Source organism: Asaia sp. A2 (assembly GCF_057319415.1).
The window spans coordinates 176,871-201,633 of the sequence record NZ_JBXWTO010000006.1 but is presented as its reverse complement, the minus strand read 5'-3'; the positions used below and the strand labels follow the sequence as shown (position 1 = coordinate 201,633).

Here is a 24,763-nt window from a genome sequence, read left to right as displayed (position 1 = left end):
AACCCCTCATGCAGGTCTGGAATTGGCAAGGTTTTTTCTCCTATCTCGAAAGCGGCTATCTTTTCCGTGGCGCACTGATCACGATAGGTATGACGCTGATAGCGATCATCCTTGGCTTTGTGCTTGGTCTTGTGCTGGCGCTGATGAAGCGCTCACCCGTTTTGTGGCTCTCGGCACCAGCGCGGCTTTATATCTGGTTTTTCAGAGGGACGCCGCTGCTTGTACAGCTGGTGGTTATTTATGCCGGTCTGCCAAAGCTGGATATCCGCCTGAGCGTCTTGAGTTGCTCCATCATCGGGTTGACTCTCAACGAGGGGGCCTATCTTGCCGAGATCATCCGGGCGGGACTGAATGCAGTCCCCAAGGGGCAAATTGCTGCAGCGCGTGCCTTGGGCCTGAGCGAAAGGCAGATCGCCTGGAAGGTCACATTTCCGCAGGCATTCAGACTGATTATCCCGCCACTTGGCAACTCTGTTAACAGCCTGCTCAAGACAACGAGTGTTACTTCCGTGATTTCCATGGAGGAACTCATGCAGCGGGCACAGATCCTTGTGCAGGATCGGTTCATGGTGCTCGAGCTTTTCTTGGTGGCAGCCCTCTACTATCTGGCGATGACAACCGCCTGGGACGCCCTTCAAAGGCGCCTGGAAATCTATGCTGAGCGTCCGTACCGCCGGGAGAAGAGCGTGTCGGTAGGTCAGAAAGGCATTGCCATCGATCTCTCACAAGATGCTCGATAGGGGCATGCGATGCTAGATTTCACGTTCGAGGGCCGTCTGATTACCGCACAGCGCGGTCAGACAGTGAGTGCAGCCCTCCTTTCAGCGGGTGTGCTGGACCATCGTACGGCGTCCGACGGCACGAAGCGCGGTGCCTTTTGCGGCATAGGCGCCTGCCAGGAATGCCTGCTTTCGATTGATGGCGGTATGCCGCAGCGTGGGTGTCTCACCGAGGTCGCGCCGGGCATGAATGTCAGGCGTGCGCTCGCCCTTCCCGTTGACGAGAATGCGCCTGGCGTGTCGTCACAGGAGCCCCGGCGATCCGAAGCAATGCGTCCCGATAATCACGGGATGTCAGATGAAGCGCCGCTTGAAGAGATAGGGTGCGATATTCTGATCGTCGGAGCCGGCCCAGCCGGACTGGTCGTGGCGCGTGAACTCGCCAGAGGCGGACGCGACGTTCTCCTTGTTGATGAGCGGCATCTTCCGGGCGGTCAGTATTTCAAGCAAAACGCTGTTGCCACTGCCCAGGGCGACGCTCAAGCGAAGCGCGGAAGTATCCTGATTGAGGAAATGGTACATAGTGGCACCCGTTATCTGGGCGATACCATGGTCTGGGGCGCTGCACGCGAAACAGATGGCCTGGTGCTAGGTGCAATAAAGGCAGGCCAGGCCTTTTACATCCGGCCTTCCCATCTGGTTATCGCGACAGGCGCGCAGGAAGCGCCGAGAGCGCGCCCCGGCTGGACCTTGCCTGGTGTGATGACCACCGGGGCCATGCAAACATTCGGGCGTGGTTATGAGGTAAGGCCAAAGGGGCCGCTCGTCATTGCGGGTAATGGTCCGCTCAATCTGCAACTGGCGGCAGAATATCTGGCGCATGGGGAGACGCAGATTAGCGTGGTGGAGGCTGCACCGCCACCCTGGCGTCGACTGCGCCAGATGGTTCTGGCCTTCATATGGTCGCCACGTCTGGCCCTGACCGGGGCACGGCATCTTCTGGCCCTCCGGCGAGCGGGGGTTGCGATTTTATGGGCGAGCGCTGCTTCGGCATTTGACGGTAAAGGCTCCTTGCAACGTGTCTGCATTCGGGGGAAGGACGGCAGTGAAAAATGGGTGGAGGCGCGTCTCTGTACACTTGGTGACGGGTTTCTTCCCGCCAGTGAACTCGCGCGACTTCTGGGCTGCAGGACGCGGATCTCCACACGTTTCGGGACGCATCCTGAGACCGGCCGCCGTCATGATGGCCGGACGGAGCAGGAAGATATCTCGATTATTGGCGAGGCAGGGTGTTTCGGCGGAGCGACTCTCGCCCAGGCTCAGGCGGTGCTCTGCGCAGATCGCCTTCTGACACCGCATCAGGGAAGCTCGATAAGGGACATCGCGCCCCGACTTGTACGTCGCTCCCTGGCGAGGCTTCGTTATGCTGTGGCTGCGCGCTTCCAATCCACGCTCTGGAAGCTCTATGAGCCGGATATCGTCCTCTCACGGCCCACCGGAGATACGATCGTTTGTCGTTGCGAGTGTGTGACAGCCAAAACGGTCATCGAGCGGATCGAGCGCGATCACCTGTCTGATCTTGCCGCGATAAAGCGGGCAACGCGCGCTGGCATGGGCCGATGTCAGGGACGTTTCTGTCAGGCCACGTTGATGCAGTTCCTGCCCCAGCCGGAGGACGTGCAGGCTTTTACCGCCCCACAAATACCGCTTCGACCTGTTCCGATAGGGGCATTGGCGCGTCAGAAGCCCGAGTGGCGGGGGCATCGTCGTGTCGAGACCCAGCGAGGGAGGCCATCCCCGCGCCCGATCGACAAGACCCGCCATCGTGTCGCCGATGTGGCCGTCATCGGTGGCGGTCTCGTTGGCTTGTTCGCCGCCCGTGCTTTGGCCCAGGCGGGGCAGAAAGTGGTTGTGCTGGAAAAATCACGATTGGGCGCTCTTGCATCAGGGGGAAATGCGGGCAGCCTTCACGCCCAGCTCATGGCGTTCGATCCCGCTGAGGAAGGGGGCGGTGTTTCCTTGCAGGCGAGAACACTGGATCTGCAACGGCGTTCGATTGCGCTATGGCAGGCCCTCAGGCTCGAATTTGATCGCGATATCGAATTGAGTGTCTGCGGTGGTCTGGTGATTGCCGAGACTGATGCTGATATAGCCCGTTTGAGACGAAAGGTCGCGATAGAGCAGCAACTGGGTATTGCGTGCAGCATGGTGGACGCCCAGCAATTGCGTGTCATCGAACCAAAACTCAGGGAGGGTTTTCAGGGCGGAGCCTATTGTCTCGAAGAAGGCAAGATCAATCCCCTGGCAGCCACCCTGGCTCTGGCGCGGCTGCTCCGGGAGCGCGATGTCACGATTGAGGAGGGCCAGCGTGTCCGGGGTCTGAAGCAGGTTTCCAACGGTTTCGAAATCGATACGGATAACGAGGGCTGGTCGGTCGGGGCAGTGATCAATGCAGCCGGAGCCTATGCCGGTGATATCGCCGGTATGCTTGGTCAGTCTCTTCCGGTCTATGGCGCCCCCCTGCAGATGATCGTCACCGAGCCCGTGGCGCCTGTCGTGTCCTCGCTTCTCGCGCATGCCAGTCGGCATCTGACACTCAAGCAGGCGAAAAACGGATCCTTGCTGATTGGAGGCGGCTGGAGTGCCGGGATAGATCCGATACATGGTCATCCTCGTCCCTCGCGAGCCAGTCTCGAGGGAAATCTCTGGGTAGCGCTTCGCCTGCTGCCAGCTCTTTCCGGCGTCCGGATTGTCAGAAGCTGGGGGGCGATGAACATCGATATCGATGGCGCACCTATTATCGGGGTGCAATGCGATAGGCCGGGATTCTGCTCGGCCGTAACGGCCAATGGCGTCACCCTTGCGCCGCTCATGGGGCAGGCCGCATGCGATCTCGTGCTGGGAAAAGACACAGGACTCGACCTTACCCCGTTTTCACCTGATCGTTTCAGGAGCAATATTTCATGATCACGCTGGACAAGGTTTCCAAATCCTACGGCGATTTCCCTGTGTTGCAATCTTGCTCGGCAATTATCGGCCGAGGCGAAGTCGTTGTTGTATGTGGCCCCTCGGGTTCGGGTAAATCGACACTCATCAAATGCATCAATGCGATGGAAAACTTCGACGCTGGTCAGATTACCGCCGCAGGTATCGTCGTCGCACCCGGAACACGACCCATAACCGAATTGCGCCGCAAAGTTGGAATGGTGTTCCAGAGTTTTGAGCTTTTTTCGCATTTGACAATCGAGGACAATATCCTTCTGGCGCCGAAACTGGTTCTCAACCGTGGGCGTGACGAAAACAGGATGGTCGCGCAGTCTCTGCTAAAGCGCGTGGGGCTGGGCGAGCATGCAAGAAAATACCCCAGCGCCCTTTCCGGCGGACAGCAGCAGCGCGCCGCCATCGCGCGGGCTTTGGCCATGCAGCCTGAAATCCTGCTTTTCGACGAACCCACCTCTGCGCTCGATCCGGAGATGGTCCAGGAGGTGTTGCAGGTTATGACGGAGCTCGCGAATGATGGCATGACGATGATGTGCGTCACCCATGAAATGGGCTTCGCCCGACAGGTCGCGACACGGATTATCTTCGTCGATCGCGGCCAGATTCTCGATGATTGCAGCGCCGAGGCCTTTTTTGCGGGTCGCTGTTCCGAGAGGGCGCGGTCGTTCCTGACACATACATCTTCCGAGCTGCTCCGGTAAGCAGCGCTTGCCTTTCAGATGAGCTTTTGTCCAGGCGTGACCTGTGCCTGTGCCTGTGCCTGTGCCTGTGCCTGTGCCTGTGCCTGTGCCTGTGCCTGTGCCTGTGCCTGCATTTCACCTGAGGCGCGCCATTCCCTAGCACGATTGCTGGATGGCCCCCATTTCACAGAAAAATACACGGAATCGTAATATTTCGCTTCCCCATCGAACTCTCATTGTATACAAATCGAATATCAAATGAGGACAAGAGGTCGAGGGGAGCTGCGGTGCGCAAACTGGCTCAAAATGACAGGCAGGATTTGTCTGCTGAACTGATCAGTGTCATCGAGCGGAATTTTGAGCTGGAGCAGGTTCCGTTCCTGCAGGAGCTGGTTCGTGTTGCTTCCGACAATCCGGCAGGCGACTGCGCCCCGCATGCGGCCCATACGGCTATCCTGCTTGAGACCATGGGCTTCGAGGTGGAGCGTCATCCGGTCCCTGAGGCAGTTGTGCGCCAGCACGGGATGCTGAGCGTGACCAACCTCGTCATCCGCCGGATGTTTGGCGATGGTGAAGGTCCGGTTTTAGCCTTGAATGCCCATGGCGATGTCGTGCCGCCGGGTGGCGGGTGGACCTGTGATCCCTATGGTGGCACGATTATCGAAGGGCGCCTGCTCGGCCGGGGCGCTGCGGTATCAAAATCCGATTTCTCCACCTACATCTTTGCATTGAGAGCCCTGGCTGAACGCGGGAATGGCCTCAACGGGCAGGTCGAGGTTCACCTTACCTATGACGAGGAGACCGGTGGTCATCTTGGCCCAGGATGGCTGCTCGATCAGGGAATAACCCGCCCCGACTATGTTATCAGCGCAGGCTTCACCTACGATGTGATGATTGCTCATAATGGCAGCTTGCAGCTTGATGTAAGGCTCGCTGGCGTGGCAGCCCATTCGGCCTGGCCTGAAACCGGTCAGGATGCGATCGAAGCATGCACCCGGATCATGCAGGCCCTTTATCAATATCGAGACGGACTTTCCAACATTCGTTCCGATGTCGAAAAGATAGATACGCCCACTCTGGTAATTGGCCTCATCTTTGGCGGGGTCGCAGCCAATATCGTGCCTGAAATGGCGCAGTTTCGTCTTGAGCGACGTATCCTCCCGGATGAAGATCCCGCCCTGGTCGAAGCCGATCTCAGGACACTGATCCTGGACGCCGCAGGCGGAGTCCCCTGCCAGATCGAGCGCCATCTTCTGGCAGATCCACTCGTGCCGTCTGCTGGCCAGACCCCTCTCGTTGAGGCGCTTCAGGACGCCGCTCAGAGTGTTCTGGGTGAACTGATACCGGCGTCCGGCATGCCTCTTTTTACGGATGCCCGCCTCTACGCCAAAGCCGGCATTCCCACTGTCTTGTATGGCGCTGGCCCGAGAGATCCGCGTGATGCCAATGGTCACCGCGCCAATGAGCACGTGGTTCTTGATGACTTGCGCCGCGCCACAGAGGTCGTCGCGTTGGCGCTGTCGCGTCTCCTTCAGTGAGACTTTTCCTCGCTTTCAAACGCGCCCCTGGGCGCGCGCCGATTTGGGGCACAGCCCCCGTATTCCTGGAAACCGATAATAGGCCGCGCATCTGCGGGATATGGAGCCGACCATGAAGATCAGAAAGCTTGCGCTATACTCAACGATCCTGTCGGTTGGCCTTTGGGGCAATCTGGCTCAGGCACAATCTTCCCCGGAGGTGAAGGCATCCGGCAAGGAGGTGCGTAAGGAACCGTCTCATGCAACGAGCAAGAACGGTCATGGTGCAAAGGCAAGGAAAGCCGCTCAGATCCGCAAGCCAGTCAGTGGCGGTGAGGAAGCGCTGATCGTAACCGGCACGCATTCCACAAATCGCAAGGCGCGACAAAGCACAAGCCCTATTACCGTTCTATCTTCGGCGACGCTGCGTCGTTCGGGGATGCTCAATCTTGCTGACGCACTGACGCGCACCTATCCGTCTATCAATATCAGCACGATGGGCAATGATGCTGGGGCATTGACATCGTTTATCCGTATGCGTGGTCTCAACCCGAACGAGGTTCTGGTGCTGGTCGATGGCAAGCGTCGTCACACCACCGCCAATATCAATGCCGATGCCGGTCCGAACTTCGGTGCGACGCCTGTCGATCTGAACATGCTTCCTTCGAACATGATCGATCATATCGAGATTCTCGAGGACGGCGCGGCGGCGATGTACGGGTCGGACGCCATTGCGGGTGTCGTGAATATCATTACCAAGAAGCAGGACCACGGCGCCTCCATGAGCGCACAGACGGGCGCGAATGCCTATAATGGTGACGGTTGGCAATATCAGCTGAATGCCGATGGCGGGACGAAGCTGGGCAAGGATGGGTTCCTGCATATCGGCGCGCAGATTTACCACACCGATCATTTCGTAACGAATACCGTTGATAACCGCCTTGCTGGCTACGTGCCGGCGGGCGCTGCAAATGAGCTCTATACCGGCTCGGTCAAAGTGCCGAAAAATTCGAACAAGATCATGAGTACACCCGAGGAGACACGCGAAAATCTCGGGATCAATTTTGGCAAGGATATTACCGAAGATCTGTCTTTTTACGGACAGGTTACCTACGCGCATCGTCATGCCGAGGCCTATGAAAATTATCGCGTGCCGTCTGGTACCAGCGCGAGCAATCCGGTCGTGTTCCCCTACGGGTACTCCCCTCTTGAGACCATTGATGAGAATGATTACGCGGCTACGCTGGGACTGAAGGGTGGCCATGTCTTCGGGTTTGACTGGGATCTGAGCACGACCTGGGGTGAGGATCTCGACAAGATCACGGTACAGAACACGACCAACCCCAATATGTATGCGGCGACAGGATACACGCCTACGACGGTGCGGGCTTCGAATTTTCGTATGGCGCAATGGACGAACAACCTGGATTTCAGGCGTAATTTCCGTATCGCGAATGCCGTGCCTGTGACTGTGGCTTTCGGTGGCGAGCATCGTCTTGAGCAATATACCATTCTCGCTGGAGAGCCGGCTTCCTACGAATACGGGGGCACATCCGCGCTGGCCGGCTTGACTCCACAGGATGCCGGGAAATGGGACCGTGACATATGGGCAGGTTATCTGGACGGGGATTTCCATCCTCTGAAGAACTGGGATCTCGATTTCGCCGGCCGGTTCGAGCATTACACCGATGTCGGCAATACCGAGAATGGCAAGGTATCGACACGGTATGATTTCACGCGCCGTATTGGAGTACGCGCGACGATCAGCAACGGCTTCCGGGCGCCCACAATGGCGGAGCAGCACTATAGTGCGATCAATGTCGGTCCGACCTCGGTGCTTGGCTTGCTGCCTGTCTCTTCGGAAGCTGCACGAGCCACAGGGGCGTCGCCGCTGAAGCCAGAGCGTTCGACCAGTGCGAGTGGAGGCATTGTACTGGAGCCGATCGACGGGTTTCATATCGAAACTGACGTGTATCAGATCAATATCCGTGATCGCGTCGTTCAGGGCGGGAATGTGACAGGACCGACGGCGATCGCGGCTTTGTCCAGCCTTGGCGTTTCATTGCCTGCCCTGACCCAACTTTCCGAAAATGCAGTCCAGACCTACTACTTTACCAACGGGGCCAGCACCCGGACACAGGGGTTGGATATCAAGGCAGACTATATGCTGCGCATGCACCGATACGGCAATGTCACACTGTCTATGGCGCTCGACCTCAACAGAACACGGCTCACGCATAACGGAATGTCATCGAGCGGCTCACCCCTCCTGAATGCTCAAAATATTGCCTATCTCACGACTGGTTTTCCACGCAGCAAGATCATCCTGAATGCCTATTGGACCCTGGGGGACTGGGACGTGAATTTGAGGCAGACCCGGTACGGTGAGACTGTCGGTATGATGACGTATCAGGACTGGACCCCAACCGCTGCGATCTGCCCGATTGACGGCAAGCAGTTACAGCAATCCAGCACATGCTTCGCCCAATTCAAGAATACGCCGCGCTGGCTCACCGACCTTGAAGTCGGTTACCGGATTTCACCACGCTGGCACATTGCGGTCGGTGCCAATAATATCTTCAATATTCGTCCCAGAAAACTGCCTGCGGAGCTCAATCAGCTGGGTGGCAATCCTTATGATACGTTCTCCTCCCAAGTGCCGATGACCGGCGGGTACTACTATGGAAGGGTCAATCTCACGCTTTGAGAGTTTTTGAGGCAGTTATTGGAGGCCTGCTCCTAATTTTTTATGTAAATGCCACAGCAAGCTGGATGGGATTCCGGATACGTTCAATAGAGAAAGCGCTACTTATTCGGAGCGATGGAAATAGAGCTCGGTAATATCATCCGAATACTTCAGTTGCGCGGGACATGGGGATTGTTTGGAGCATGTACCCCGATTATCAGCAGCGTAGTTTGGGAGTTCAATTGCAGCCCATCATTGTATGAGGCCCATTAAAGGCGAGGGGCGGAAACATATTCGCTCTCGCCTCTGTAGGCTGATTTGTTCTCAATGGAGCGCGCATGAAGACCCCAATCACTTGACCCACATCATGTGCGTAGATTTGGCTCTTCCATTAGCGGGGGGGCATCAGATTTTCATCACTGATGGGGAAGTCAGGGCCTCGGCGACAGGGAAAGCTTTCTCACTTTTTATCTCCTCTGCCAGTCGTTCTGCCTCCGCCTCGTCCAACTTCCTCAAAGCGGTGCGCGTCACATATTTGGCCTTTTCAAGATTGCCGATCAGCTTGCATTTCATGATCTCTGCCTGTGTGGCGCGAGGCAGTTTTGCTGACGGCATCCAGATGGCCTTCAGCAGGTCCAGATCTCTCCTGGCCCTATCGCATTTCGCAACATGGCGTGCTTTCCATGCAGCGATCTCCGCTTGCCTGAGTTCCTCGGTCTTACGGCAGAGTTCATTGAGCCATTCCCAGCATGTCTCTCGCCTGACGATCTGCTGAAGCAGCTCACTATTCTCTCTCCTCAGCCGTGCATTGGCCTCTTCGCGTTCCGTCGGCACGGGCAGGCAAAGCGGCTCGGGCGGCGTAGAGCGCAGGCCGAGATGCCAGAATACGGTCTCCAGAAGATAGCGCAGGATCTCGGCCAGCATTTTCGCGAGCCGTTCGATCTCCTCGTCGAGATGGGAGAGGCGTTTTTTCTTCGATAGAACGAACACCCTGTCCTGCATAGCGTCACGCTCCCGCCGTGTTTCCTGCAGCTGTTTTCCGGTCAGCCAGAGCTGTCTGCGCGTGTCTTCTATCTGCGCAAACAAAGCCGCGCCTTGTTCATCGACAGAGCGCCGTGGACCATACTCCATAGGCGGTTTTGCATTCAGTACCGTGCGGCACGCCCTGGCTTCACATTTCCACTGCCGGATGTAGTGAGCAAAGTTCGGTGGCAGTTCGTCGATACGGCTCAGCGAAACGATCTTCGGCTTTTTTTGCAAAGGCTGTGACGGCCTTGTTTTCGCAGCCGCTCTCGCAAATGCTTCAGGGTCACGCCTGAGTTCCTCAAGGGGCGGCAGGAGCAGACCGCTCTGCTCCGCGTGACTTTCCATCGCAGCCGTCTTCAGGACTACACGCTCTAGAAGCGGTTTGACTGCTGTCCGGATATCTCCGCATTTCGGTCTGATCGCCTCATCCATCAGCAACTGGCGGAAATCCTTCATGCGCGTTTTCGTCAGGCGCGTGAAAGACCCGATCAGAACACCATCAGCCGTCTCGATTATGTGCGCGTCCTTGCGCGTGTCCTGCCGGTCTCCAGCGCGCATGACCCAGCCCCTTGTTTTCAGCCGGGCGCGAAAACGGTGCAGCTGATTATCCGACTGCGCCCACAAGGAAGCGATAGCCTTCTTCGCCTCCGCAAGATCCAGCCCCTGTCGCTCGGCCATACGACGTGATTGCGAGGTGTAGGCTGCGCGGGGAAGGGGCCGTGACGCGGGTTCTGAATTGAAAGGAGCAGATGGTGTGTCAGGAGATGCACGGGTCGTAGCGGCGATGTTTGCAGCATCGGCTGGCCCCTGCAGGACCGCCTCAACGCGCTCCGCTTCTGCCGTCTTTCCTTCCTGACGCAGGGCTTTGACAATGGCCCGGTCATGCCGACCCGGCACTAGGTGATGCCCCAGACGGATTTCTTCGAGACGGGCGCATTTCTCCAGACGCTGCCACGAGAAGCGCGAGCTCAGCACATGGTCGTCCTGCCATTCGGGCAAGAGCAGGTGACCATGGGTGTTGCCATCCTTCTGATGCACGACCAGCGTCATACGCTCCCTGTCCGCCTGCAGCTCATCGCACAGCCTGGCTGCAAAAGACGCAAGGGCCGCGTCACTCATGGGCTGGGCGGGGTTGAACGCGATATGACGCAGGCCATAGCGTATGCCCTCACGCCTTGCTTCCTTCATCCAGTCCGCAAGGCACCAGTCACTGCCACACAAGACACGTATGGCTTCGTTCCTTGCGCCCCGAAGCACATGACGTGAAACGGCCTGATGGCCGCTGCTGGTCCGGATGCGGGTTTCCTGCACAATCATGCGTTCCCCTCCGGAGTTTGAGGCGGTCTAGTGCAGTGTTGTGGGGGCGGTCGCTATCGGCTGGGATACTTCCGCCTCTGTCCCTGTCTCTGGTTCGACCAAATGACGCGGTCGGGACGTCCTCCTTGCCCTCGTCACACGCAGGGATTTGAGCAGGACATCGACGCGGTCCTTTATCTCTTCCAGCGCATCCAGAACATCCCCCGCCCGGACGGCGTCGCCACAATGGGCCGAATGAGCCAGTTGATTGAGGTTGTTGCCAATGCGCCCAAGCTCGCCCCGCAACTTGCATAACGAGGCGCCCACCGCCATCCCGTCATGACCGGTCAGGGCGGCTTCCTTCAGCAGGGAGCGCACCCAGAGGGCAGTGGTCTCATGACCCAGAAGACGTGCTGTACCGGCCCAGGTGGCCAGCTCCTCAGGTGAGGCACGGACGGACAGGCGGGACGAGCGGGCAGGGCGGGACAGGCTGGGGACGCGAGGCGTCGCTGGCACAGGAACATGGGGTGAGACAGGCATGGGATGCGCTTTTCATCAAGGGGGTCAACGGGGGCGACAGCCCCCTTGCCAGCTGCTTCGTGCACCCAACGGGTAGCCACGAAGCACTGCTGGCTCAGGGGAGCCAACCTATGACCTCATGATAGAACAGGACGGGAACAGATGCCGGATGGACCAGGCGGCTTCTGACAAACCCCATGCAGAACGAGAGGAATTTTCTGCCTTCCGTCTGAGAAGAAACCGTTCTCTTGCGGGCTGTCCCCTCCGGTCTCCCGGATGACCTTCCTTAGCTTGCCCCGGTCTCCTGTGACGCAGTCTCAGCGGTATCAGCATCGGCAGCGGCGTTGGCGGCAGTCTTCGGTTCCTCGACGGCCTTCAGTCTCACACCGGGGCCGAACTGCTCATCGGCCGGGATGAACACCGCCCCGCAGGCTTCCAGCGTCTCACGCATGGCACGCAGGGTGCGGATATGGGGTGTGCGGGCATTGGTCTCGAAATCGGCCACCGTGCGATGCGCCATCTCGGCCATTCTGGCCAGGTCACGCTGCGAGAGCCCCAACATGGCGCGGGCGGCACGGCATTGCGAAGCAACGAGCGTCATGGAGGGCTCCGTAAAGGTAAGGGCAGGGGGTGGCAGAGGAGAGGAAAAGGAAGAGGAAGAGGAAGAGGAAGAGGAAGAGAGACAGGCGATAGGGACAGAAAGTAGGGCAGGGATATTGATGCCGATACTGCCTCATATGCGGCGCTTTCGAAAGACGCTCGGACGGTTTTCTGAAAAAAGCCGGGGTTTTTGCGTGGCTTGGTGTGCTGAAGTCAGACACAACGAGTCCAAAAGAGATTGTAGGGAGTCCATATATGGTTTGGAGTCCAAATACGTTGACTGCGACCTAAGAACGCCGCTATCTGTCGTCTCGAGAAGGAGAACGCAGTCATGGCGCGCTATGGATATGCCCGTGTGTCGACCGATATGCAGAGTGTCGATGCCCAGCTTCCCGCTCTCGAAGCCGAGAAGCTGGACATGATTTTCGTTGAGACCGTGTCAGGTGCCGTGCCTGCCAGAGAGCGTCCCGTCCTTGCCTCGCTGCTGGACCGGCTGCAGCCTGACGACAGCCTTGTCGTGGTGCGTCTCGACAGGCTCGGGCGCGATGCAATCGATATGCTGCAGCTCGTCTCCGCGCTGGATGAGCGCAACGTCAGAGTGCGTATTCTCTCGCTGGGTATCGAGACGGGCACGGCCAATGGCCGCCTGTTCCTCACTATCCTGATGGCGATAGCGGAGTTCGAACGCGAGCTCATTCGCGAACGTACTCGGGCCGGGATTGCGGCAGCGCGGGCGGCGGGGCGTCGCATCGGTCGGCCCCGTGCGCTGACGTCGGCGCAGACCCGGCATGTGAGGGCATTGGCGGCACAGGGACTGTCTATCCGGGACATCGCGTGCGTCATGAATGTCGGGCGCGCTACCGTGCATCGAGCGCTGCAGGGCGAGGCTGGACCGCTGCAGGTCGGGCAATCCTCCAGCGCCGCAGCCTGAGCCTCATGGTATGGGAAGCTTTGAAAGCCGCGAAAGGTTTGAGGAATAAGGCTCCGGCTGGAGCAACCGAGGTGTTGTTGGCTCAGTGACGGGGCCTTTGCATCAGCGTGAGACCCGCCAGCCCGCAGGCGGCGACGAGCGCAAGCCAGTAGCCGCTGTTCCATGAGGTGGCATCAATCAGCGCGGTCGCCTGTTTCTGTACCATGGCCTGCAAATCATGCTGCATGGCGGCATTACCCCCAAAACCGCCAAGAAGCTGACCCGTGCTCTGGGCTGCCTCGGCTGCGAGATGACGCAGTCGTGCATGCACGACCAGAGGCATGGCGAGCAGCAGGAGCAGCGGCAGGGTATTGAGCAGACGCGCCCGGGCAAAACCGAACCAAGGTGTCACCCAGGGCAGGAGCGTGATGGCGCAGCCGAGCAGGCGCCAGAAGCTGAACTGCACAGTGATGCCCGCGCCTCCCGTCTGCACGCCGAGCAACTGGTTCAGCGTGTAATCGAGCCTCATGCCCAGCATGGTGTTACCTGCATCGAGCGTCCATCCCGGCAGAATGTAGAACCCGAGCAGCAAGGCACCTGACATGACCATGCCAGGCAGGGTCATGCGGTCTTTCTGTTGGCGCAGGTGAAGGAGCATCACAGCTCCCAGTGAGCCACCATTGCTACGCAGGGTCTGACCGAATGCGCTCAGCGTCTCATTGGCCAGGATATCGCGTCCCAGAACATGGATGGACGCGATGCGTCCTTCCGGTGTCAGGGTAAAGCTGACTTTCTGGTTCAGGGCCGGGGCTGCCGGTCCCTGCCAGATACCGGAGAGCGTGAACTCATATTGTTTCCCGTCAGACACGAGAAGGCCCGGCTGGGTGTCGGGAACGCGGATGATTGTGCCGCGATTGGCATCATTCGTATCTGCAATGCCGGACGAGGAGGAGGAGGGATGGTTCATCGGTCTGTGCTCACAGGGCGGGCTTGGCGGTAGCATGCGCGAGTTTGGCGTCAATGGCTGCATTGAGCTGCCGGATGATCTCGGCTGTGATGGCCTGCTCGGCACCGATATCCTCGGTCGTGATGCTCAGGCTGCGCACGGCGGACGGGTTTTGCGGCACGACGCTGACAGCGATGCGCAGCCAGGCCTGTGTGGTGGCAGCGCGCGGGTCTGACGAGGGCGAAGGATCAATCCCGGTGCCATCCGCCTTCTCGACGACGTTGCCGCTTTTGAGCGCGTAGAGTGCGGTGGCGGCACTCCCGCCCGACAGCGGTGGCAGATGCGCCGTGTAGTGCGCGGCGAGTTCAGTCTTGAGTGTATCGTATCCCGGTGCATTAAGAGGCGGGTAGGAGACATTGCGCTCGATGCGGGTCACCACGCCGCCCATCACCGGTGGGGCGAGGGTGACATCGAACCTGTCGTTCTCGCGCTGGCAGGCCAGCGATGCCGGATAGGGCTGGCTCTCGATATCCACCCCCTTATGCGATGTCCGTAGCGTCTCGGTCCGGATGCTTGGTTCTGTCTGGCAGTACTGACGCAGCGCGTTGGTGGCTTCGGGCGCGGACATGCCGAGGGAAAGACCGAGTATGGAGGCCTGACCGAGCGCATTGCTCATTCTGGAATAGGTGAGCTTCTGTGTCAGCGCGACGCCGCCATTATCCTGTGTCGCAGGAGACGCCGGGGGTTCCGTGATGTGCCCCTGGCCAAGCGCATTGGCCGCATTGACCATGTTGCGGCGGAAAGCCTCCATATCCTGGGCCTGAGCGAGCGGCGCTGAGGCCGCAGACAGCAAGAGGCAGGCGATGACGCGTTTCATGGTTTCCCCCGGAGTGATGTGACGCAGGCCAACACAGGACCGGGACAGGTGTCGGTCTGAGCCGCCCAGGAAGTCATGGCAGGGCAATGTCAGGGCTATGGGTGAGCGGAAGCCCGACTTGCAAAACCATTGCCCTGACTAACTTTCTGGCGGTTCGACCTTGCCCTGGCCGGTTGTGATGACCGGTTCACAATCCGTCGGTTTTGGGACTGCACGGCATTGGGCGGTGCGTCCCGTCTCCAAACCGTGTTCCGAAATCAGCGAGGGGGTTTTCATGACACGGTATGGCTATGCACGCGTCTCAACCGATGAACAGACGCATGATCCGCAGCTTGTGGCACTCGAGCGGGAAGGGGTGAGGGAGATCGTGCTCGATACAGTCTCTGGCGGGGTTCCGGCCGCGTCACGACCGGGGCTGTCAGGGCTACTGGCGAAACTACAGCCGGGCGACAGTCTCGTTGCAGCACGCCTCGACCGGCTCGGCCGGACCATGCTCGACGTGATGGGGCTGGTGAGCAGTCTTGTGGACCGTCAGGTGCGCGTGAGGCTTCTCGATGTCGGGATCGAGACCGGCACGGCGAACGGGCAGCTCTTTCTGACCATCCTTGCCGGGTTTGCCGAGTTCGAGCGCGAGATCATCCGTGAGCGAACGCGGGCCGGGCTGGAGGCAGCACGGCGTAGCGGGTCACGGCTGGGACGGCCTGCGCGGTTTACCGAAAGGCAGCGCAGGCACGCGGTCGAGCTGCACGTATCAGGAAAATCTTTGTACGAAATTGCGCAGATCATGGCTGTCTCGAAAACCACAATCTGGCGCGCGGTTTCCAGCGGGAGAGAGGGTTCCGGAAACAGAGGTTGCGGGACGGGTGACAAAGCCGCCCGGTCGGTCCGATTGACACCGACACGATAATGACCGGTTCCGGGACAGAAGAACGTGGCGACGGGCGGTAGGTTTGGCGTGAGAAGTCGGCTCTGGGGGGACAGCGGAATGGCGGCTATCGAGAAGCGATAGCCGAAAGCAGCCATTCACAGCGCCTCTGTTTGTCGCGGCTTCCGATCAGTTCAAGCCGTACTCCAACCTGTGCGGGAATGGCCATTCTTACCAGCGTCAGCCATTTTCGTTTGATCGAGCGGCCTGAGCGTTAATAATGGCCTACGCGATGCAATTCAGAGAAAGGCTGGCTAATCATTGCCATTCAGCGCTGTCGACCATGTGCGTTCTAATGGACACTGGACGTGTTCCCGACGGAGCCGCTTCCCCTAGCCGTGGCAGGCCTGAATTCCGTCTCAACGCCGTCCCGTCCGGTCCCGAGAAGGCTGAGAACGCTGCAAGGTATGCCGCGCGCCGCGCATTTCCGGTGCAGAAACTCAGCTTGGGCCTGATCGTGGGTCGAAAGGAAAATCTGATAGTCCCGTTGCTCGACCAGATTGCAGGCAAGGTCCGCGAACGCTGCCGTATGAATGGCATCATTGTGCTGCATCGGATCATCGAGAATGAGCGCGGGCCAGCGAGACCAGGGGAAGGTGATGCTCGCTGCGCACAGGAGGCTGACGGCCAGCGCCGACATTTGCCCCTCACTGTGGATGAGGACAGGATCGATATCGTCAAGGTCGGACGGAAGATCGCCGGTCTTTACCGCATTCTGCTCGATCTTTTTCTTTTTGACCTGAAGATCGATACCAACCCGGGGATCTGTCAAGATCGCCTGATTGACGCGCTTCATCAGCGTGTCGAGTGGCTGTATATATTCCGCGTTAAAATCGTCGAGTTCGTTCAGAAGATCCTGGCTCGCCGACTGCGCAATGACTTTGACCTCGCGCGTTTCGGTAGCCGCCAGCGTTTTTGCATCGCGTAACTGTTCAGCCGCCAGACGAATTTCATCACGTCCGCTGTTCGGAGCTGCGTTGATCGCTTCGCGGAGATCGTCGAGTGCCGCCCGATGGGTTACCTGCGAGGCCCAGGCACGCCGTCCCGCCCTCAGGCGCTCGAGCACATCGCCGGCAGTGGCCAAATCACGAGCATGGTCGGCAGTCTTTGCGAAACGATAAGAAACATCGTCGTCAGTGGGCTGCTCGCTCGAAAAGCCCAGGTCCGCCCATTTCTCTGCAACAAGTCGGAGTTGCGCGTCCACCTCCGCCAGCTGGCTTTCCAGTTCGCGTCTCCGGGCGGTTGTTGCCGCATCGGACGCATCGATGCGTCGCAGCCATTCGATGGCGAAGTCCGCTGCACTTCGCGCTTCCGCTACGACATTGAGACTCTGCTGATGACGGTTTCTCGCCGTGTCGATCGCACTGCCCAGCGGCGGTCCCGACAATGGCTCCGACAACCCCAATTGTTCCTCGATCGCTTGGATACGCGCCTTGTGGTGGTCGAACGTCGACTGTCCGTCCTCAAGTGCGCGCGCGCAGCTGTCGCGAGCAGCTTTTTCCTTGTCCCGGAGACGTGTCAGGCGCTGAATCTCGTTCTGGATATCCGCGCCCGAAGCGCCACGCAACCGCTGAATCCAGACCATCTTGCGCGCGCGTCGGGATCTCAGCCCTCGCTGCTTCGTGCCGAGGTCCTGCATGAAGGCGTCGAAATCCGTAGTCACGTCACCGAGGTGTGCGATCCGCTCGAAGAGCGTGGATCCCTGATCACGCGCCGCGGCCAGTTCCGATCTTTGGAACTGAATCTGTCGTAGAACCAATCGAAGCTCTTCGACACGGGATTGCAGGTCTTGAAGTCGTCGGCGCGATGCCGCCAGTCCCTCTTCTTGCGACAGAAGGACGGGGCTCAGTCGCTCTGCAGCGCCGCCAACCCGGGCACGCAGATCCGACGCTTCACTAAAGTGGGTCGCGCACACCGGGCAGTCGTAAGCATCTTCAGGCAATGTCGCGGCGATTGTCGCGACCGCTCCCGCTAGGCTCGTGGCCGTTTCGCGCAGAAGCAATAAGGTGCGGGACTGCGCCTCGATGTCCATAGTTGCCGCCGCCATCGCTTCTTCCGCGTCGCGTAACCGGTCGGTGAGGCCTGGATGCTGGCTCTCGACGTCGGCAAGGGCTGCCGACAGCGTCTGGATCGACTGGTCCTTGGCTTTCCAGGCACTGATACGATCCAGATCGTCTTGATGGCGATCTGCCTCCTCGTCGATCCGCGTCACCTCGCCGTCGAGGCGAAGCGCAATCCGCGACCGGCGCTGGGCGCGTTCGAGCTGGGTAGTCGCGTCGGCTAGACGGATCTCGGCCTCCCTGAGCGGTTGCAGCGCGCCGCCCAATCTTGATCTGCTCAAGATCGCGGCCCGGCGCACATCTTGCAGTGCGACCAAGCGGCCGAGATGAAGACGCGCCTCTTCCGCCGTGGCGAACGCGCTCGCATGCGCACGCTCGGTCTCGGCCTTTTCGCCCGACACACTGATGCGGTTTGTCGCAATCGTCGTCAGTTGCTCGATCGTTTCGGCCAGCGCACTCTTGGCGATCGCTCGCGTCGAATTGTGTTGACGCCAGGTTTCAACACATTGGGTGGCCTGGCTGAGACGTGCCTGTTCGTCGCGAAGATCCACTTGCGCGCTGTCGAGCGCCGCCTCGAGCCTATCAAGGTCGTCGGCGATAGAACTCGCCGTCGATCGGGAACCGGCGGTCGCTTCTCCGGTCAGAGATCTCAGTTCGGCAATCATCGCCAGCGACCGGGTGTCATCGATTGCCCCGGAGCCTTGCATCGCCAACCAGAGGCGCTCTTCCTGGTCGAGAAGCTCGCCGAAGCGCGTTGCTTCCTTCTCCAAGGCCTCAATGCGACGCGCGAAGGCGCGCACTGTCACCGTATTTCCGCGGCCATGTATGGCGGTCGCGACAGCCTCTACGTCACGGCTCTGCGCCGCCTCCTTGAGAATATCGAACCGTTCGGCAGCGTCGCGATGCGTCAGTCGCGATAAGGTTGCTTGCCCGAGGATATGGGTCAGAAGAAGGTAGTTCGGGAGAGCGGATATGCTCTGCCGCCAGCTGGCAGCCCTGAGATAGGACGTGATGTCGTCTACGGTACCGCCGAGCGTAGACGTCACAGATTCCGGCGATGCCAACGATCGCACAATCGTTTCTCCATCCGAGAAGGACATGGCGACGGACGTCGGATCAGTCGGGTGCTCGCGCCAGCGGGCCAGATAGTGACCGACCTTCTTGACGCCTCTTGCTTTGCGGAAATGATCGATCTGGTCGGACAACCCCCATTCAAGGCTGTCGAACAGCGAGGACTTGCCCAAGCCATTGCTGCCATGAACGACGAGAACGCCGGGTTCCGGAGGCAATTCGACATCGAGCGAGGCAAAGCTACGGAATTGGGCTAGTTTGATACGGGTCAGATAGATGTTCTTGCTCATGCTTCGCTCCGGGCCTGCACGAGCTGCGCCACCAGGGTGTCAGGGTCCGCCCCGAATCGCTCGGCTAGCGCGACCCAGCGGACGGCAACGGCGTCAGCCAGACCGTGTCGGACCAGCGTTCTTTGAGCGAGGCCCTGATTGCGATCGAGCGGCGCATCGAGCTTGGTCTCGGCCGCGAGCCACGGCGTCGTGAGGAACGTGCGCGCAACGAACGCATCGTAGGTGGCCTCCAAGGAATCCTCCTGTGGGATCCATATGATCTTCCTGCAAACAGTCTCGTCTCGCTCGGCCAGATCGACAAGCTGCCGCCAGTCGGCGGAGCCAACCGTATCGGTTGCGCACAACATAATGTGCGCGTTGATCACCTCCTCGGGTAGCATATAGGAGCGGGCGATGACCATCTGGCTGTGCAGCCCTCTCAGCGTACGTTTCATTTCCTCGACGTCTGCGAGCGTGATGGGCGCGACCAGGACAGGGTATGCTCCGAGGCGCAAACCGAAGCTTCCCTTCGGTAATCCTGATCGAGGGTCATCGGCGCGACCACGAAAATGATTCGAAACGAAGGCCGGCGCGTCGCTCGAAGGCCAGCCTAGCAATTTGGCGGATTGGACGAGCTTTCCGCGGAGGATTTCGGGCGTCACTGGGCTACCTTGCTATATTGATCGTCCTGCCGTTGACGGAATGCGTCAAATTCGGCCGCCACTGCAGCCTGCCAAGATGTAAAGCCTTCGCGAAGCCTTCGTCGCCATTGGCTGTCATTCTGGATGATGGCGGGGCGAACCTGCCGGGCTTCGGAAAAACTCTTGCTGGGCGATCCGCCATTCAAGATTGTCCCGGCGGGCGCCGGGGCGATCTCGATCTCTGCGCTTGATGAGATGATCAGCGCGTCGACGCCCCATTGCTGCGCCTCGGTCCATGCATCGGCGAGAAGCCGGCCGCCGATGAGCTCGCACCCCGTCCCGAGAGCGATGGCATCGGTATCGAACGTCATGTTCCCGCGCGCGGCCGCGCTGAGGGTGAGCAGTCTTCCATGGTGCGTTGCCAACATCATGAGCATCGCGCTCACAAGCTTGTTCAGCAAAGAATGATCCCCGCTCCAGGAGGCCGGATTGGCCGGGTCGACGTGGGCCAGCAATCGAAAGACATGCTCACGCAGCGTCTCGTTGCCCTCAAACGTCGCTTGCCAGTTCGCCCACGTCACTGAAACATGAGAAAGGAGGGTCGCATCGACATTGCCGATGGTCGGACAGTTACCGGATTGAAATATCTGATTGAGGCGGTCGTGCAGCAGACGCCCAAGGCACGCATCAATGGCAACGCCTAATGCTGGCACGTGAAGCTCGTGCGAGCGATAGCGGGATGGCGCTGCTATTGCAGATGTGATCTGGTCCGAGAATTTGCGCCATTCGTCCTGATGAGCTGACTGCGTCTGAAGTCGAACGCGACCATTGCTCGCACGGCTCAACCTAACCAGATCCTTGGCGATGGCGAGCTTTCCTGGTGGCAGATCGAGCAGGACCGTCATCTGCTTTGGGAGCAGCTCTGCCTGGTCAGCGATTTCCGAAAGACGAACGTCGCCGCGCTCGACCACGACATTCGCGGCCGCATCGACCTCAAGATGGATGGTCGCCTGCTGCTGGTGAAAATTCGCAAGCACGCCTGCGCGGCTTGCAGGATCGTTGAGCGCGTCGATCGCCAGCAGGCTGAACCTGTCATACGTTTCGGGCGCAAGTTCGGGCGGATCCGCGAACTCGGGATCAGCGTTGAGAAGAGCCTTCATATAGGCTTCATGAGTGGCGTAAAAGGCGTCCGCGGCCTCGTAGCGGGCCGCCTTTTCTGGACCGTGACGGGCGATCACATGCTTGAAGACGGTCATAACCGGATTTGTGCCGTCGGCAATTCCAACTGCGGTCATGCCTCCGCCTACGGCAGGCTCAACACTTGTCAAGTGGCCTTTGGATCGAACCACCGGTACATTCTTTCGCCTTGCGGTCTCCAGGAGCGCAAACACCATACATTGATTCAGCTGCGAAGCTTTGGCAGTAGCGTAAAGGGGGCCGCTGCTATTGACTGTCACATGCCGATCGTGGCGCAATAACGTAGCTAGGCGATCCAAAATGCTATGCTCTTCGAGAAGCGGAAGCAAATGCTGCCGGAATGAAGCTTCCAGATCGTCGCCAACTGCAGTCCCCGCAAAAGAACGATCAGCTGCCTCGCGAAGAGTATTTCCAGAGAACATTCCCAAGAATTTTCGCGTGAATGCTACATGCTCGAAATCGGTGACCAAAAGTCGAAGCAGTTCAGTTAGAGCACCGTCACCGTTCCCGCTTACGAGATATTTCGCAGGTGCTTCGGGTTCGTTGGCGCTGGTCCCGATTGCGTTCTGTTTCCAGTAATCGGTCGGGGTCACGCCACCACATTTGCGCTCCGCCCCGAAGCCGATACAGAGAACGACATGCTGTTTGATACGGTGGAGATCGGTGCCTTCGTGCTTTAGCGTCAGCCGCCAGTCTCCGTTATCGCGTTTGAGCCGCTCGAGCCGGTGGCGAGGCATGAAGCGCAGCTTGGTTGACAGACGGCCAAGCGCGCTCGCGAAGCTTTGCTGAAGGGCGGCGCATACTTGGGCACCACTCCCGGCAGTCCAGTCCAGAAACGGCAGGCCCGCCTGATCGTCGAGCGACCCCACGCGCGGCCATTCGTATATATGGGGATGGAGCAGCCGATCGGAGCCGCTTTGTAGATGAAGGATATCATCCGCCGGATCGTAGAGCGTTACATCATGCCCCATCAGCGCGAGCGCCATCGCGATCGTCGCGCCTGCCGCGCCGGCGCCGACCACTGCGATGGTGTCCTGGGGCGCTATCGCATTCGTTGCATCGAGCGCGTGTGCCAACCGTAATGCGCGCACTTGCTGCGAATAGAAAGTGATTCGCCGATCGAAGGTGCCGAGGAAGTAGAGACGCTGCTGATTGGATTCTCTCGGATCGCGAGCACAATCGATCCAGTCAGCGAATGGCAAGACGGCCTTCGCCATGGCTATCTCCCTGCTCTCGATGATAGTTGCTCCATCAGAACAGCCCCCGGCTCAACGGAGTAGGATGTAAACGAGAGCATCAAACTGAGTCGACACTCGAAGCTCGTTCCAACTCGGCACCCCCCACCCCAATCATCGTAGTTTTAAACCCTACTCCATTACACAGTCTTGGATGGCAGCGGCCAACCTATTCGTCAAGCAAAGAGGCTCCTCCGTTGCTAACGATGCCCAAATGGGCGGGCGGATGTCACGAGACCCGCACCCTGTTCAAAAAATCGTAGTAGTGGTCGAAATGGATGCAAGGGAAGGAAACTGATCATAATGAGAGGGTAACGAAAAAATGTCTCCATTTAGGGTGAGGAAGCACGATATCTGTCGTTCCGCCTGCGGCCAGAGCGCCTCATTTCAGGACGGTACGAGCGAGACACTCTCGAAAGTCGGGTCTTGGCCACGGCGGACGTTCGAGTTGCTGGTTTGGAACGGCAGACATGTCCCAAACTCGCTCTGTCGCAGTTTTCCTTACAATGTCTGCTGTCGCGCAGCCGCCATCGCCGCGTCGATGTCTGCTATGAGGCGAAAGCGGACGAGCTAACGTCTAAAGATGTATTTCCGCTCAACTTTCGGAAATTGCTAGATCAAGCGTCTCGTAACGGATCGCTTCGACAACACGCTTAAGGTTAGGGACGTCAATCGCGGAGGTGTAGTTCGTGGTCCCTTGGCTGCGATGCGTCGCTTCATGCCCCAGGAGACGGTCAATCCAGATCTCTCGAAGTTCATGCCCGGTATTGCGCAGCTTGGTCGAGACTGTGTGCCGGAAGCTGTGGAAACAGACTTCCCTGGGGAGTCCGGCTCTGCTTCGCAGGCGCGCAAAGGCCTGAGAGAAGCTTGCCGAACGGTCGCCGGTTTTCGTGACGACCAGATCCGGGAATAGCCAGACCTGATCGGGCTTCATGAAAGACAGGATACCTCTGGCGATCAACTCAGGGTGGATTGGTACGATGCGTGTGCCTGCCTGGGTCTTCGGGGACCATCCGCTCTCGCTGTGCGGGCGGACCTGGAAACAGGCGACACCCTCGACCATCTCGATGTCGACGCATCGCAGGTTGCAGATCTCACCCAGTCTCATGCCTGTATAGGCAGCAATATTGATGATTGCGGCTGCCGTGCGTGCAGAGGGCGTGCGGCCCGCCCATAGTGTCGCACTGAGCTGCGCCAGCTCAGCATCGCTGAAGCAGCGTCGTTCGACCTTCTTCGTGACATGGTAGTCCCAGCCCGCCCAGACATTGCGTGACACCAGATCACGTTGCAGCAGGAGCGCCCAAAGAGCGGAGAGACGCGAGAAGTGGTTCTTGACCGTCTTGGCGCTGATGGTCTCGAGCTTCTCAGTTTCAGCGCGCGCGACCTCGTCACGGATCGAGCGACCGTTGCGCTCCTTGCCGTGGGTGGCAGGAAGACGGAAGAGGAGATCACGGAACTCGCCAGCCGTCTCGCCGGTAATCCGTTCAACCTCCATGTCGCCAAAGGCATCGATGAACAGGTTAAGCGCTTTGCGCGTGCCGCGTTTCGTATCGTCTGAACGATTGGTATCCGGGTAGATAAAACGCTCCGCAGCCTTGCTGACTGTAAGAAGCTTCGAGCGGGAGCCGGAGCTTGCCAGCTTTTTCTTTGGTATGGTTAGTCCGCGTGGGTCTGGTTCAGCAGTCAGCGGCACTGGGGCGATAGGTTCGCTCTTACTGGCCGTTCCAATGTCGACGACGATGCTTTTCAGGAGATTGACCTGAGCGGCCAGATTAGCGGCCTCCGCACGCGCTTCAGGCAGATCCTTCTTCACGATTTTCCGCATCGTTTCGAGCCGCTCGGTATCCTTGGCAAGATAGGGGCCGATGATGGAGAGAAAACGCGTCACAAGGTTGTTGAACTCGAGGAAGCGTACCTGAACCTCTGTCATTTCTCTCTCATGCTTGAGCTCGAGCAGGCGCATTTCGATGGCATGGGCAGACTCGGTATCGCGAACGAAACTCTCATAGAAAATGATGATCTCGTCCGGTGTGGGCGGTCGGGCTTTCGAGTCACTCATGGCGCGCACCTTGTCGAAGAACTGTCCGGTCCGGTCATATAGCTGTGCCGCCCGTCTGCGAGCCTCGAGCTTAGCCGAAGTATCAAGCGAAAGGGAGATCTCGGACCGCCTCAAGAGAGGCTGGATATCCTTCGGCACGGCCCTGCGAAAATGGTAGCGGGCCCCTATCAGACGCAGCATCAAAAATTCCCATTCTGGGAAGAAATCCGGGAAAACCCCGGTTTGACGCGTTGAGAGCCAAAAAAACCTATCAATTTCAATGAGATAGTGGTGCGAACTATGGGACTCGAAACCATACAGGTTCGAAAAGCACCCCCATAAGGCACTGAAAAACAGACATGTTTCTCAAGCGATGTTGCACAAGAGTGTAGCAGAATCCATGTCGGGCGCAACGCGTGGTTGCCTCCAACATACACTACGATGCAATTTGGTATTGCTTGCAAAAGTTCTTGTTATGTTCGTTCTTTGCGTATATGCGCAGTTGCCGGTAGATTTGGTGGGCGTATGGCGGATCGGATCCGCATTCTAGG

At 58.9% G+C, this 24,763-nt stretch carries 17 protein-coding genes; 7 read left to right on the top strand and 10 right to left on the bottom strand.

Annotated features, from left to right (window positions below; translation table 11 throughout):
• Positions 1–8: 8 nt before the first annotated feature.
• Genes ACWNRM_RS07285 through ACWNRM_RS07275 form a run of 3 tightly spaced genes read left to right on the top strand, consistent with a single transcriptional unit; the run spans position 9 to position 4,420 of the window.
• The gene (locus tag ACWNRM_RS07285) at positions 9–740 is read left to right on the top strand and encodes an amino acid ABC transporter permease (protein WP_485170068.1); all 732 of its coding nucleotides are present in this window, start codon (positions 9–11) and stop codon (positions 738–740) included.
• Positions 741–749: 9 nt separating this feature from the next.
• Positions 750–3,686 carry an FAD-dependent oxidoreductase gene (locus ACWNRM_RS07280; protein ID WP_485170069.1) on the top strand — a complete coding sequence of 979 codons (2,937 nt, stop codon included), beginning with the start codon at positions 750–752 and terminating at the stop codon, positions 3,684–3,686.
• Positions 3,683–4,420, top strand: a complete 738-nt coding sequence (locus ACWNRM_RS07275) for an amino acid ABC transporter ATP-binding protein (RefSeq protein WP_485170070.1) — start codon at positions 3,683–3,685, stop codon at positions 4,418–4,420. Before ACWNRM_RS07280 ends, ACWNRM_RS07275 begins: the two co-directional genes overlap by 4 nt.
• A 14-nt stretch (positions 4,421–4,434) precedes the next feature.
• Here ACWNRM_RS07275 and ACWNRM_RS07270 read toward each other — a convergent pair whose 3' ends face one another.
• Positions 4,435–4,587 carry a hypothetical protein gene (locus ACWNRM_RS07270; protein WP_485172183.1) on the bottom strand — a complete coding sequence of 51 codons (153 nt, stop codon included), beginning with the start codon at positions 4,585–4,587 and terminating at the stop codon, positions 4,435–4,437.
• 99 nt (positions 4,588–4,686) lie between these two features.
• Between ACWNRM_RS07270 and ACWNRM_RS07265 the strand changes: the two genes are divergently transcribed.
• Positions 4,687–5,937 carry a M20/M25/M40 family metallo-hydrolase gene (locus ACWNRM_RS07265; protein ID WP_485172182.1) on the top strand — a complete coding sequence of 417 codons (1,251 nt, stop codon included), beginning with the start codon at positions 4,687–4,689 and terminating at the stop codon, positions 5,935–5,937.
• Positions 5,938–6,049: 112 nt separating this feature from the next.
• Positions 6,050–8,623, top strand: coding sequence for a TonB-dependent receptor plug domain-containing protein (locus ACWNRM_RS07260; protein WP_127103148.1), 2,574 nt, complete (start codon positions 6,050–6,052; stop codon positions 8,621–8,623).
• A gap of 384 nt (positions 8,624–9,007) precedes the next feature.
• Here the strand turns inward: ACWNRM_RS07260 and ACWNRM_RS07255 are convergent, their stop codons facing one another.
• From ACWNRM_RS07255 to ACWNRM_RS07245, 3 genes are all read right to left on the bottom strand, one after another.
• A complete protein-coding gene (locus ACWNRM_RS07255; protein ID WP_485170073.1) occupies positions 9,008–10,945 on the bottom strand; it encodes a hypothetical protein in 1,938 nt (645 codons plus the stop codon).
• 27 nt (positions 10,946–10,972) lie between these two features.
• Positions 10,973–11,464, bottom strand: coding sequence for a MobC family plasmid mobilization relaxosome protein (locus ACWNRM_RS07250; RefSeq protein ID WP_485170074.1), 492 nt, complete (start codon positions 11,462–11,464; stop codon positions 10,973–10,975).
• Between the two features lie 265 nt (positions 11,465–11,729).
• Positions 11,730–12,044, bottom strand: coding sequence for a helix-turn-helix domain-containing protein (locus ACWNRM_RS07245; RefSeq protein ID WP_485170075.1), 315 nt, complete (start codon positions 12,042–12,044; stop codon positions 11,730–11,732).
• A gap of 330 nt (positions 12,045–12,374) precedes the next feature.
• On the opposite strand from ACWNRM_RS07245, the gene ACWNRM_RS07240 reads away from it, so the two are divergent.
• Positions 12,375–12,974, top strand: a complete 600-nt coding sequence (locus ACWNRM_RS07240) for a recombinase family protein (protein ID WP_023978175.1) — start codon at positions 12,375–12,377, stop codon at positions 12,972–12,974.
• Positions 12,975–13,056: 82 nt separating this feature from the next.
• Here ACWNRM_RS07240 and ACWNRM_RS07235 read toward each other — a convergent pair whose 3' ends face one another.
• Together ACWNRM_RS07235 and ACWNRM_RS07230 are read right to left on the bottom strand one after the other, a co-directional pair.
• The gene (locus ACWNRM_RS07235) at positions 13,057–13,920 is read right to left on the bottom strand and encodes a hypothetical protein (RefSeq protein WP_485170076.1); all 864 of its coding nucleotides are present in this window, start codon (positions 13,918–13,920) and stop codon (positions 13,057–13,059) included.
• A 10-nt stretch (positions 13,921–13,930) separates the two neighbouring features.
• A complete protein-coding gene (locus ACWNRM_RS07230) occupies positions 13,931–14,776 on the bottom strand; it encodes a hypothetical protein (RefSeq protein WP_485170077.1) in 846 nt (281 codons plus the stop codon).
• Positions 14,777–15,050: 274 nt separating this feature from the next.
• Here ACWNRM_RS07230 and ACWNRM_RS07225 point away from each other — a divergent pair, with 274 nt between their 5' ends.
• Positions 15,051–15,683, top strand: coding sequence for a recombinase family protein (locus tag ACWNRM_RS07225; protein WP_485170078.1), 633 nt, complete (start codon positions 15,051–15,053; stop codon positions 15,681–15,683).
• 310 nt (positions 15,684–15,993) lie between these two features.
• On the opposite strand, the gene ACWNRM_RS07220 is transcribed toward ACWNRM_RS07225, so the two are convergent.
• From ACWNRM_RS07220 to ACWNRM_RS07205, 4 genes are all read right to left on the bottom strand, one after another.
• Positions 15,994–19,122 (bottom strand): AAA family ATPase, encoded by a 3,129-nt coding sequence (locus tag ACWNRM_RS07220; protein ID WP_485170079.1) that lies wholly within the window; start codon positions 19,120–19,122, stop codon positions 15,994–15,996.
• Positions 19,119–19,763, bottom strand: coding sequence for an ABC-three component system middle component 1 (locus ACWNRM_RS07215; RefSeq protein ID WP_485170080.1), 645 nt, complete (start codon positions 19,761–19,763; stop codon positions 19,119–19,121). The genes ACWNRM_RS07220 and ACWNRM_RS07215 overlap by 4 nt, the downstream gene beginning before the upstream one ends.
• Positions 19,760–22,156 carry an ABC-three component system protein gene (locus ACWNRM_RS07210; RefSeq protein WP_485170081.1) on the bottom strand — a complete coding sequence of 799 codons (2,397 nt, stop codon included), beginning with the start codon at positions 22,154–22,156 and terminating at the stop codon, positions 19,760–19,762. The genes ACWNRM_RS07215 and ACWNRM_RS07210 overlap by 4 nt, the downstream gene beginning before the upstream one ends.
• A gap of 613 nt (positions 22,157–22,769) precedes the next feature.
• Positions 22,770–24,413: a DUF6538 domain-containing protein gene (locus ACWNRM_RS07205; RefSeq protein WP_485170082.1), complete on the bottom strand. Its 1,644-nt coding sequence runs from the start codon at positions 24,411–24,413 to the stop codon at positions 22,770–22,772.
• Positions 24,414–24,763 lie beyond the last annotated feature (350 nt).

Excerpts from the sequence above, each read along its gene's own strand:
- ACWNRM_RS07255 (WP_485170073.1), bottom strand. The coding sequence starts at position 10,945 with ATGATTGTGCAGGAAACCCGCATCCGGACCAGCAGCGGCCATCAGGCC.
- ACWNRM_RS07275 (WP_485170070.1), top strand. The coding sequence starts at position 3,683 with ATGATCACGCTGGACAAGGTTTCCAAATCCTACGGCGATTTCCCTGTG.
- ACWNRM_RS07220 (WP_485170079.1), bottom strand. The coding sequence starts at position 19,122 with ATGAGCAAGAACATCTATCTGACCCGTATCAAACTAGCCCAATTCCGT.
- ACWNRM_RS07260 (WP_127103148.1), top strand. The coding sequence starts at position 6,050 with ATGAAGATCAGAAAGCTTGCGCTATACTCAACGATCCTGTCGGTTGGC.
- ACWNRM_RS07250 (WP_485170074.1), bottom strand. The coding sequence starts at position 11,464 with ATGCCTGTCTCACCCCATGTTCCTGTGCCAGCGACGCCTCGCGTCCCC.
- ACWNRM_RS07245 (WP_485170075.1), bottom strand. The coding sequence starts at position 12,044 with ATGACGCTCGTTGCTTCGCAATGCCGTGCCGCCCGCGCCATGTTGGGG.
- ACWNRM_RS07205 (WP_485170082.1), bottom strand. The coding sequence starts at position 24,413 with ATGCTGCGTCTGATAGGGGCCCGCTACCATTTTCGCAGGGCCGTGCCG.
- ACWNRM_RS07285 (WP_485170068.1), top strand. The coding sequence starts at position 9 with ATGCAGGTCTGGAATTGGCAAGGTTTTTTCTCCTATCTCGAAAGCGGC.
- ACWNRM_RS07280 (WP_485170069.1), top strand. The coding sequence starts at position 750 with ATGCTAGATTTCACGTTCGAGGGCCGTCTGATTACCGCACAGCGCGGT.
- ACWNRM_RS07235 (WP_485170076.1), bottom strand. The coding sequence starts at position 13,920 with ATGAACCATCCCTCCTCCTCCTCGTCCGGCATTGCAGATACGAATGAT.
- ACWNRM_RS07230 (WP_485170077.1), bottom strand. The coding sequence starts at position 14,776 with ATGAAACGCGTCATCGCCTGCCTCTTGCTGTCTGCGGCCTCAGCGCCG.
- ACWNRM_RS07240 (WP_023978175.1), top strand. The coding sequence starts at position 12,375 with ATGGCGCGCTATGGATATGCCCGTGTGTCGACCGATATGCAGAGTGTC.
- ACWNRM_RS07210 (WP_485170081.1), bottom strand. The coding sequence starts at position 22,156 with ATGGCGAAGGCCGTCTTGCCATTCGCTGACTGGATCGATTGTGCTCGC.
- ACWNRM_RS07225 (WP_485170078.1), top strand. The coding sequence starts at position 15,051 with ATGACACGGTATGGCTATGCACGCGTCTCAACCGATGAACAGACGCAT.